Source organism: Ruminococcus sp. XPD3002, assembly GCA_900119535.1.
In the GTDB taxonomy this organism is placed as follows: Bacteria; Bacillota; Clostridia; order Oscillospirales; family Ruminococcaceae; genus Ruminococcus; species Ruminococcus flavefaciens_H.
Map to the genome: position 1 here is coordinate 1 of FPJT01000037.1, position 1,830 is coordinate 1,830.

At 39.7% G+C, this 1,830-nt stretch carries 4 protein-coding genes; all 4 read right to left on the bottom strand.

What is annotated here, in order from left to right:
- Positions 1-335: relaxase/mobilization nuclease domain-containing protein (locus BT127_RS16105; RefSeq protein WP_175541997.1), on the bottom strand; the 335-nt coding region annotated here is incomplete at its 3' end.
- A 43-nt stretch (positions 336-378) separates the two neighbouring features.
- Positions 379-720 (bottom strand): plasmid mobilization protein, encoded by a 342-nt coding sequence (locus BT127_RS16110; protein ID WP_175541998.1) that lies wholly within the window; start codon positions 718-720, stop codon positions 379-381.
- Positions 721-975: 255 nt separating this feature from the next.
- Positions 976-1,272: a hypothetical protein gene (locus BT127_RS16115; RefSeq protein WP_075425975.1), complete on the bottom strand. Its 297-nt coding sequence runs from the start codon at positions 1,270-1,272 to the stop codon at positions 976-978.
- 2 nt (positions 1,273-1,274) lie between these two features.
- Positions 1,275-1,703, bottom strand: a complete 429-nt coding sequence (locus BT127_RS16120; protein WP_075425976.1) for a hypothetical protein — start codon at positions 1,701-1,703, stop codon at positions 1,275-1,277.
- Positions 1,704-1,830 lie beyond the last annotated feature (127 nt).

Consider the following 1,830-nt stretch of genomic DNA (forward strand, 5'->3'; position numbering starts at 1 on the left):
ATATGAGTAGCGACTACCACTTGAAAATTCGGAAACATCTTTTTAGCAAGCTCAACTCCTATTTGATGAGCTTGTTCAGGAGTAACATTATCGTCCTTCTGGAAGCTCTGGTAGTAGTGATGAGCTATGACACCTTTATCCTGATTGAAAGCCTTACGCATATTCTCAAACTCTTTGTAAGTACTCTGAGAACTGCAATTGATAAAGGTTGCTCTTTCACCAGAAGCGGTATTGACCTGTCCTACATGGTCAAGGCGTTCACTGAGATATTTTTTCATATCGTTCAGCGGCATTGCCTTTTCTTCTTTGGCGATGTAGCCAATAGCGTTCTCCATGTGCACATTGCTCTTAATGGACACTTTTCCTATGTAAGCCATATCACACCTTTATTTCATCTTTGGAATTCTGGATAGTGTCTATCAGCTTGCCAAGCAGGAGCTGAATATTCTCAAGGTTATCATTGACCGTTTGCAGCTGCTTCTCAGATACGTTTTTGTGTGTATTTGCAACCAACGCTATCTGATTGACATTCGTGCCGATTTTTATTATTTGTCGGCACAGCTCTGGAAGTCCGTCAGCAATGATTATCTTCTTTTGCTCAGAGAGCGCAAGCAGATATTGTGACATATTCATTCGAGCTTCCGCAGCTCTTGCTGTAAGATTATCTTTCTCAGCAGGGGTTAATCGTAATGTGATGTGCTCTGTTTTTATTCTCGGCATTTGTATCACGCTCCCTTCGATGTGCATTATTTTATTCTCCGATGAGCCTTTTTCATTGACGCGATTTTCTGTGAAAATCACGTCAGTGGCAAGCACAGAATGGGTACAGCCGTGGCTGTACCTCATTCGCTTGTTAGGGACGAATCCCTAATACCCTGAATCGCCGTTTTGGTAACGGCTTCATGCAATCGCTTTGCTCACTTTTTCTTCTCCAATGCGAAGATTTTTATTATGAAAACTGTTGAAAAAAGCAGTTCAATAAGAACTGCTGCTTCCAGAAGTATTATCGTCACTCAGAGAAGATAAAGCGGATGAACTATCATTGGTAGCTTGTGCTTTAAGCTGTGCGAGTAATTGTTCCTGAGAAAGACCATTAGCTTTCATGAGCTTGATTATGTCATTCGCAAAGGAATGTTCTTTCTCCGTCTGGAGAGTTTTAAGCTCTGCATTCAGCTTCTTGATTCTTTCTTTGCTTTCCTCAATGTTCTTTTCTTCCTTTGCGATCTGTTCTGTTACCTTAGTGATTTTTTGGTCAAGTGTTAACTTTGCCATTTTTACTTCTCCTTTCGTTTTTTGGAATGCTCTACAAGCCAGTTAATAACTTCTTCCTCAGATTTGAAATAATCATAAGGACTGTATAAATTTGCTCGACAAGTTTTTCCGTACATTCGGAAAGATTCTGTGCCGACTACTGTGATAAAGCCACCGTCAGCCATTTTCTTTACTTCTGCATTTGTGATGCCGAACTTCTTCTGCAATTCAAGCGACGATACCCCAACAGATGCTAACTTTGCAAGCTCAGCATAGCCGATCTTTTCAGCAAGAGCGATAGCGATATCATTTTTATATGATTTATCGGAAACATCTTCGATTCCGTTTTCAAGTGCAAGTTCTATCAATCGGCTCTTGTCAATAAAGTTTTTTGTACCTCGATTCTGACCGATGAGCATGATTATCATTTCTTCGGGTGTTGTACAATTCATTTTTTCACCTTCCTTATTTTTATTTTGTTTATGAGCATAAGCACTCTAAAAAGCGCACCGAACTTTCAGTGCGCTTGAACAATGCTTATGATTATTTCTTATCTTTTGAGGTATACAAATAAGTATA

Excerpts from the sequence above, each read along its gene's own strand:
- BT127_RS16120 (WP_075425976.1), bottom strand. The coding sequence starts at position 1,703 with ATGAATTGTACAACACCCGAAGAAATGATAATCATGCTCATCGGTCAG.
- BT127_RS16115 (WP_075425975.1), bottom strand. The coding sequence starts at position 1,272 with ATGGCAAAGTTAACACTTGACCAAAAAATCACTAAGGTAACAGAACAG.
- BT127_RS16110 (WP_175541998.1), bottom strand. The coding sequence starts at position 720 with ATGCCGAGAATAAAAACAGAGCACATCACATTACGATTAACCCCTGCT.